Annotated in this window: 4 protein-coding genes and 1 pseudogene; all 5 read right to left on the bottom strand. The window is 76.2% G+C overall.

The features are described from left to right. Window positions 1-30: 30 nt before the first annotated feature. Window positions 31-3,501: pseudogene (locus OIE51_RS02100) on the bottom strand (amino acid adenylation domain-containing protein); the annotation flags it as partial. After that, entirely contained in the window at window positions 3,494-4,579 is a 1,086-nt protein-coding gene (locus tag OIE51_RS02095) for a methyltransferase (RefSeq protein WP_326600461.1), read from the bottom strand. The gene OIE51_RS02095 and the pseudogene OIE51_RS02100, both read right to left, overlap by 8 nt. Continuing rightward, on the bottom strand, window positions 4,579-5,289 hold the full coding sequence (locus OIE51_RS02090) for a DUF6875 domain-containing protein (protein WP_326595042.1): 711 nt from the start codon (window positions 5,287-5,289) through the stop codon (window positions 4,579-4,581). The genes OIE51_RS02095 and OIE51_RS02090 overlap by 1 nt, the downstream gene beginning before the upstream one ends. A gap of 34 nt (window positions 5,290-5,323) precedes the next feature. Then, on the bottom strand, window positions 5,324-6,586 hold the full coding sequence (locus OIE51_RS02085; RefSeq protein ID WP_326595041.1) for a pyridoxal phosphate-dependent aminotransferase: 1,263 nt from the start codon (window positions 6,584-6,586) through the stop codon (window positions 5,324-5,326). After that, window positions 6,583-7,920 (bottom strand): KamA family radical SAM protein, encoded by a 1,338-nt coding sequence (locus OIE51_RS02080; RefSeq protein WP_326595040.1) that lies wholly within the window; start codon window positions 7,918-7,920, stop codon window positions 6,583-6,585. Before OIE51_RS02080 ends, OIE51_RS02085 begins: the two co-directional genes overlap by 4 nt. Window positions 7,921-7,972 lie beyond the last annotated feature (52 nt).

Below are 7,972 nucleotides of genomic sequence, written 5' to 3'. Positions count from 1 at the left end.
CAGCGCCCGGCGGTCCGTCTTGCCGTTCGGCGTGAGCGGCAGCGCGTCCAGGAACACGACCGCGCCCGGCACCATGGGGTCCGGCAGCCTGCTCGCGACGAACGCGCGCAGGGCGTCACCGTCCGCCGCCGCCCCGGCCGCCGGGACCACGTACGCCACGATCCGTTCGTCGCGCACCGCCGCCGCGACCCGGGCGACGGCCGGGTGGCGGCCCAAGGCCGTCTCGATCTCGCCGAGTTCGACGCGGTGGCCGCGCACCTTGACCTGGTCGTCGGCGCGTCCGGCGAAGACGAGTCGCCCGTCGGGAGTCCAGCGCGCCAGGTCGCCCGTGCGGTACATCCGCTCGCCCGGCGCCCCGAACGGGCAGGCCACGAACCGCTGGGCCGTCAGGCCCGCCCGGCGCAGATAGCCGCGCGCCAGCGACCGGCCCGCGACGTACAACTCGCCGGTCTCGCCGGACGCGACCGGGCGCAACGCCTCGTCCAGGACGTACACCCGGGTGCCGCGCACGGCGGTGCCGAGGGGTATCTCGCCCTCGTCCCCGGTGAGGGACTCGCTCATGGTGGCGCACACGGTGGTCTCGGTGGGGCCGTAGGCGTTGACCAGGGACCGGCCCGCCGACCACTCCCGGACCAGGGTGTCGGTCACCGCCTCCCCGGCCACGGTCAGGCGGGAGACCGATGGCAGCCCGAGGCCCGTCATGGCCGCGACCGCCGAGGGCGGCACGGTGAGGTGGGTGACGCGGTTCCGCGCCACGGTGTCCGCGAGCGCCGGGCCCGGCGCGAGCCGGTCGGTGGGGGCGACGACCAGGGTGGCGCCGGTCAGCAGGCCCATCGCCAGCTCCCAGAACGCCGCGTCGAAGCTGGGTGAGGCGAACTGGAGCACCCGGGCACCCGGCCCGGCCGCCAGGCGCGCCGACTGCGAGGCCACGAGGTCCGCGACCCCGGCGTGTGTGACGACGACCCCCTTGGGCCGCCCGGTGGAGCCCGAGGTGTAGATGACGTACGCCGGATGCGCCGGGTCGGCCCCGGCACGTCGCGTCGCGTCGGCGGCGTGGGCGTGGGCGTGGGCGGTGCCGGGGTCGGCGGCCTCCGGCCCGGCGGGGGCGGCCGGGTCCAGGGTGAGCCGGGGGAGACCGTCGAGCTCCACGCCGGACAGGCCGGCCGCCGGCTCGGTGAGGAGGAGGGCCGGCCGCGCGTCGGTCAGCATGTACTCGATCCGCTCCACCGGGTACTCCGGATCGACCGGCAGGAAGGCCGCGCCCGTCTTCCACACCGCGAGCATGGCCGTCACCAACAGGGGCCCGCGCGGCAGCGCCAGCGCCACCAGACGCTCCGGGCCCGCGCCGCGCTCCGCCAGCCGCCGGGCCAGCCGGTCCGCGCGGGCGTCGAGCTCGGCGTAGGAGAGCGGCGGCTCGCCGTCCGCGACGAGCGCCTCGGCCCCGGGCGCCGCCGCGACCCGGCTCTCGAACAGGGCGGCGGCCGTCCTCGGCACGCCGCACGCGCCCACGCCCACGTCCGTGCCCGCGCCAACGCCCACGCCCGTGCCCGCGTCGGCGCCCGCGCCCGTGCCTGTGCCTGTGCCTGTGCCCGTGCCCGCGTCGGCGCCCACGCCCGTGCCCGCGTCCGTGCCCACGCCCACGCCCACGCCCGTGCTCGCGTCGGCGCTCGCGTCCGTGCCCGTGCCCGTGCTCGCGTCCGTGCCCGCGCCTGCGCCAACGCCCACGCCCGCGTCCGCGCCAACGCCCACGCCCGTGCCCGCGTCCACGCTCGCGTCCGCGCCCGTGTTGCCCGCAGACGTGCCCGTGCCCACGCCCACGCCCGTGCTCGCGTCCGTGCCCACGTCCGTGCCCGTGCCCGTGCCCACGTCCACGCCCGTGCTCGCGTCCGTGCCCACGTCCGTGCCCGTGCCCACGCCCACGCCCGTGCTCGCGTCCGTGCCCACGTCCGTGCCCGTGCCCGTGCCCACGTCCACGCCCGTGCTCGCGTCCGTGCCCACGTCCGTGGCCGTGCCCGTGCTCGCGTCCGTGCCCGTGCCCGTGCCCACGTCCGTGCCCACGGCCCTGCTCGCGTCCGCGCTCGCGCTCGCGCTCGCGCCGATCCGGCCGTGCGGGGGCGCGATCACTCGCATGGGGGTCCGGGGCCCGGCCGAACCGATCCGGTCCAGCAGCCCGACGAGCGCGGTGGCGTGCCGGGCCACGTCCTGCGGGGTGTAGATGGCGGCGTTGGCCCAGAGGGTGAGCCGCAGCTCGCCGGTGGCCGACTCCTGGAGCATGAACTCCAGGTCGTCCACCGGACCGATGGCGATCCAGCGGCGGACGGCCCGCAGGCCGCCGAAGGAGGGCTCGGCGGAGAACGCGAGCACGTTGACGATTGGCCCGTACAGCTTCGGGGCGCGGCCGTGGGGCGCCAGGTCGCGGCGCAGCCGCTCGTACGGATACCGCTGGTGGACCAGGGCCTGCCCGACCGTCCGTCCGACCCGCTCCGCGAACTCGGCCAGGGTGGCGTCCGGGTCGTAGGCCAGGGCCAGCGGCTGCATGGTGGCGACCATCCCGGGCACCGCCCGGCCGGTGTCGGTGGTCCGGCCGGTGACCGGGAGGGTGAGGACCGGGTCGAGCCGGCCGGTGGCCGCGTGCGTGTGCGCGGCCACGGCGGCGATCGCCAGCCGCGTCCAGCGCGTCCCGATCCGGTCGGCCTGGTCGCGCAGCCGCGCCAGGACCCGCGCGTCGGCCGACACCTCGTGGCGGACGAACTTTCCTCCGGCCGGCGCCGATCGCCCGCCCAGCCGCACGGGAACCGGAGGCCGCCGGAAGTGCCCGGTCCAGTGGGCGCGGTCGCGCGCGAAGTCGGCGGAGCGCGCATACGCGGTCTCCTCGTCGATCAGGGCGCGCAGCGGCGGCGGCGGCTCCCCGGGCACACCGGCTCCGTCGGGCCCCCACCCGTCGCGTGTGTCGTCCGTGAGCAGGTGGTCGTAGAGCTCCGCCGTCCTGCGGGTGAGCAGCCACACGCCGTACCCGTCGAGCACGATGTGGTGGTAGCGCTGGTACCACCAGAAACGGTCGGCGGCGAGCCGGAACAGCGCCTGGGCGTGGGCTGGTCCGGCGGTCAGATCGACCGGACGCGCGAGGTCGGCGCGCGTCCACGCCTCCGCCACGGCCTCGGGGTCGGCGGACCCGGCCAGGTCGAGCACGGTCAGCGGAACGGTCCGGGCCGCGTCCGGGTACTGGGCCGGTCCGTCCTCGTCGGCCAGGAAACGGACGTGCAGCGCGTCGGTCTCGGCCGCCGCCCGCCGGGCCGCCGCCTCGAACGCGTCCACCCGCAGCGGCCCCGCGATCTCCAGCACGGACGCCTGGTTGTAGCTCGACCCCGCCGGGTCGAGCTCGTGGCCGTAGTAGGCGGCGAGCTGGGCGCTGGTCAGCGGAAGACGCCCGGAGCGGGAGGAGCGGGAGGAGGGGGAGGAGGGGGAGGAGGGGGCAGGGGAGTGGGGGATGCGCTCAGACATGATCGGTGCTCCGCTCGCTGCGTCGGCCGATGGCGGATGAACGGGTGGGCGCCGCGCCGGGGGACGCCTCGATGAGGACTTTGTGACCGGTCAGGCGGTGGACCGAGGTCAGGTGGAATCCGGCCGCGGCGAGCAGCCCGCCGAAGCCGCGCGCGGTGCGCTCCCGTCCCGGCAGTACGGACAGCATGTAGAGCGACATCAGCGCGGTCATCCGGGCCCGGGGGCCGGTGTCGGGGCCGTCGTCGGCGGCCAGTTCGATGACGAGGAGGCGGCCGTCGGCGGGCATGGCCCGGCGGCAGGCCCGCAGGACGGTGACGCACTGGGCGTCGTCCCAGTCGTGCAGGATCTCCCGCATCAGGTAGACGTCGCCGCCGCCGGGGACGGCGGTGAAGAAGTCGCCCTCCGTCGCCTCGGCGCGCCCAGCCAGCCCGGCCTTGCCGAGCCGTTCCCGGGCGGCGGTCACCGCGGCGGGCCGGTCGACCAGGACGCCGCGCAGCCGGGGGTGGGCGTCCAGCAGCCGGGCCAGCAACGCGCCGTCGCCGCCGCCGACATCGACCAGGAGGCGCGCCGCCGACAGATCGCACGAGCGCAGGATGGCGGCGATCTCCAGGTCCAGATCGGCCGCCTGGGAGCGGTCGAAGATCTCCCGCAGCCACGGCCGCGCTTCGAGGTGGGCGAAGAAGTCGGTGCCGAACTCGGTGTCGAACGCCGGCCGGCCGGTGCGCAGCGTGTCCGGGACGCCGTGCCAGGCGCGGCCGGTCACCGCGTGGGCCAGCAGCGCGGTCGGCAGCGCGGTGCCGGGCGCCTCGGTCGTCAGCGCCGAGCCCAGCCGGGCCAGGGCGAAGCGGTCGTCCCCGTGTGCCTCGAAGACCTCGAACGCCACCAGCGCGGTCAACGCCTGCCGCAGGCTGGGCTCATGGGCGCCGGTCAGCCCGGCCAGCTCCGCGACGCTCCGCGGGCCGGCCGCCAGAAGATCCGGGATGCCCAGCTCCGCGATGCCGCACAGCGCCCGGGAGACGAGCGGGGCGAACAGCAACGCCCGTACGGCCACCGCGTCTTCCAGCTCGTCCGGGCGCATCACGGCACCCGCCTCTCCGGGCCGCCGGCCGCCGGGTGGCGGGCCTCGGCCGCCGCGAACAGCCGCAGCAGAAGCGGATCACCGATCCGGCCGTCCGTGAAATGTCCCCCGAAACGGGCCCGGTAGGCGGCGAACCAGTGCGCGCGGTCGTGCAGGAAGAGGATGTCGTGGGAGGCCATGCGGCGCACGGCCAGCACGGGGATGGGGGAGCGGGAGACCTGGAACCCGCTGTTGCGCACCGACCGTTCGTCGCAGGCTGAGTGGAACTGGCCGATCATCAGGCCGCGTTCGACCGCGACATCCTTCAGTCGCGCGTGCGCCTCGTCCAGGGCTGCCAGGCCCTCCCCGACCAGGTCGGGCATTGCCACGACGAGGCTGTCCAGCGCCGGTTCCCGCTGGTCGGCGCCGGTCGCGGGCAAGCTCAGCAGGTCACCGGCGAGCGTCTCGCGCAGCTCGTCGGGGTCCTTGCCACTGATCTCATATCGGAGATGGACGCGCAGCGCCCCGGAGTTCATCGCGGCGGGGACGAACGGGCAGACGGGACCCTTGCGGTGGAGCGCCTGGTGCGGCCGGCCGATGTACTCGCGCAGCCAGGCGAGCAGCACGGGAAGATCCCGCTCCACCCGGGCCTCGTACCCGTGTGGCGGCGACACGGTCACATCGCCGCCGGAGCGCGCGGCCGACGTCTCGATGCCTGACTGGGCACTCATGGTGATCTGCCTCCTTCAGGGGTACGGCGGCCGGTCAGGCCGTCAGCTTCGCCAGGGCCTCGGCGAGCCGGTCCAGCTCCCGGGCCACGTGCGGCAGCCCTGCCGGGTCGGCGGAGTCCAGCGCCGTGCGGCGCTGCTGGTCGGTGGCACCGTGCAGCAGGCTGGTGGCGGCGCGGAAACGCAGGGCGCGGGGGTCGTCGCCGAAGTGGTGGCCGCCGAGCACCGCGACCCCGTGGCGCTCCAGCAGCACCCGTTCCAGGGAGGCGGAGTCGACGGCCCCGTGGCCGGCGAGCGCCTCGCGGACCGGCTCGAAGTCCGGGTAGACGTAGAAGCCGCCGGCCGGGGGCCGGCAGTCGGCCCCGGCCGCCACCACGACCCGGTGCACGGCGCGGGTCACCCCGGCGTGCAGCCGGGCGCCGGCCCGGACGTGCCCGGCCAGGTCCGGCGGCTCGCCGAAGGCGTAGTCGGCCACCGCCCGCATGGGTCCGGCCAGCCCGGACCACACCTCGCTCGCGGTCGCCAGGACCCGGTCGCGCAGGGCCGTGCCGAGGTCCCCGGCCGGGAAGCGGGCGGTGCCGATCCGCCAGCCGCCCAGGGCGTGCGTCTTGCTCAACCCCGTGGTCACCACGGTCCGTTCGGGGGCGGCCTCGGCGGGGCTGAGGAACGGCGTGGCCGGGTCGTGCAGGAGATCCCGGTAGATCTCGTCGGAAACGACGATCAGGTCCTCCTCGCGGGCGACCGCGCAGACCCGCCGCACCAGCGACGGCGGCGCGAGCGTTCCGGTGGGATTGTCGGGCAGCGTGAGCACCAGCAGGCGGGGCCGCCGGCCCGCCTTCCGTTCCGCGCGGACGGCGCGGGCGAGCGCGTCCGGGTCCGGGACGCCGCCGCACTCCGCCGGGACGGCGACGGCCGTGGCCCGGCGGCCGAGCAGCCGGGCCTGCGGAGCGTAGGTGACCCAGGCCGGGCACGGCAGCAGCACGTCGCCCTCGACGGCGGCGACCAGCGCCATCAGCAGCGGTTTGCTGCCGGGCGCCAGGACCACCTGGCCGGGCTCGGTGGGCAGCCGCCGCCGGGCGTGGTAGCCGGCCACCGCCCGCAGCGCCCCCGGGTCACCGGCGACCGGGCCGTACGCGGTGCGGCCGGCACCGTCCAGCAGCGCCCGCGTCAGCCCCTCGTGGAGCGGGACGCGGGCCTCGCCGAAGCCGAGGTGGACCACCGGCGCGCCGGCGGCCCGGCGGCGGGCCACCTCCTGGTCGAGGGCGAGGTTGGGCGACACGGCGGCGGGGCGGAGAGTCATGGGCGCGCTCCGGTGGCGGCGGGCGCGGCGCCGCTCAGCGCCGCGAGCAGGTCGGCGTCGGTGGCGGGGTCGGGCTCCAGGTCGTCCAGCCAGGCGGCGGTCGGCGACCAGCGGGCCCGGAAGGGCCGTGCGACAAGCCCGGGGTCACGGGCCTGGAGCAGCCGCAGCCGGAAGAACCGGCCCTCCGGCAGCTCCTCCACGCCGTCGACCACGGCCTTGCCCACGGACGCCGACATCACCGGGCCGCGGACCGTGCGGGCCAGGCCCGGCAGCCGGCTGTAGGCGTCCCGGAAGATGCCGGCCGCCCGGTCGAGGCTGACCTGGAAGTACCGGTAGGGCCCGGTGTCCCGGGCGACGAACATGTAGTAGGGCACGCAGCCCGCCGCGAGTTCGGCGCGCCACAGCGCCGACCAGGCGTCCGCGCTGTCGTTGACGTGGGCCATCAGCGGCGCCTGGCAGTACACCGAGGCGCCGGTCGCGCGAACGCGGGCGAGGGACCGTCGCGCGAGCGGTGTGGCGAGCTCCCGCTCGTGGCTGAAGTGGGCCATCACCGCGAGCGTGCGGCCGGACGCCACCACCTGTTCGAACAGGCGCAGCGCGTCGTCGGCGTCCGGGTCGGTGGTGAAGCGCTGCGGCCAGTAGGCCGGTGACTTGGTGCCGATCCGGATCGTCCGCACCCGGTCCACCCGCAGCAGCGGCTCCAGATGCGCGCGCAGCCGCTCGGAGGACATCACCATCGGGTCGCCACCGGTCACCAGGACATCGGTGACCTCGGGGTGCTCCCGCAGGTGGCGGATCAGGTCCTCCGGTCCCGGAGCGGCGAACCGCAGGTCGGGCGCCCCGATGAACTGGGCCCAGCGGAAGCAGTACGTGCAGTAGGCGTGGCAGGTCTGGCCGTGCCCCGGGAAGTACAGGACGGTCTCCCGGTACTTGTGCTGAAGGCCGGGCACCGCCGCGCCGTCCCGCCGGGGCACGTTGAGGTCGAGCTGACCGCCCGGGTGCGGGTTGAGCCGGGCACGGATGCCCGCCACCGCCGCGACCACTTCCCGGTCGCCGTCCGGGCGGCCGTCCAGTCGGCGCAGCAGGTCGACATCCTCGCCGGCGAGCATCCCCGGCTGCGGGAAGACGAGCTGGAACGCCGGATCGTCCGGCACCCGCGACCAGTCGATCAGCTCGGTCAGCACGTACTCGTTGACGCGGAACGGCAGCACCCGGCTGAACAGCCGGACTGTTTCCCGTTCTTCGCCGCCCAGCGGGTACCGGCGCACGATCTCGTCGAGCTGCCTCGGTCCCAGAGCGCGGAACCGGCTGCCGCCGCGGGCCGTCGTCTGCACCCTGATTCCCCCGTTTCCGCTTGTGCCGGTCACTGACGTCCGTCGTGGTCAC

The organism is Streptomyces sp. NBC_01803 (assembly GCF_035917415.1).
GTDB lineage: Bacteria > Actinomycetota > Actinomycetes > Streptomycetales > Streptomycetaceae > Streptomyces.
Note: the sequence above shows the minus strand (reverse complement) of the source record. Positions and strands in the feature narration are given on the sequence as shown.

Coding starts and splice junctions, on each gene's coding strand:
- OIE51_RS02095 (WP_326600461.1), bottom strand. CDS start 4,579: ATGCGCCCGGACGAGCTGGAAGACGCGGTGGCCGTACGGGCGTTGCTG.
- OIE51_RS02090 (WP_326595042.1), bottom strand. CDS start 5,289: ATGAGTGCCCAGTCAGGCATCGAGACGTCGGCCGCGCGCTCCGGCGGC.
- OIE51_RS02085 (WP_326595041.1), bottom strand. CDS start 6,586: ATGACTCTCCGCCCCGCCGCCGTGTCGCCCAACCTCGCCCTCGACCAG.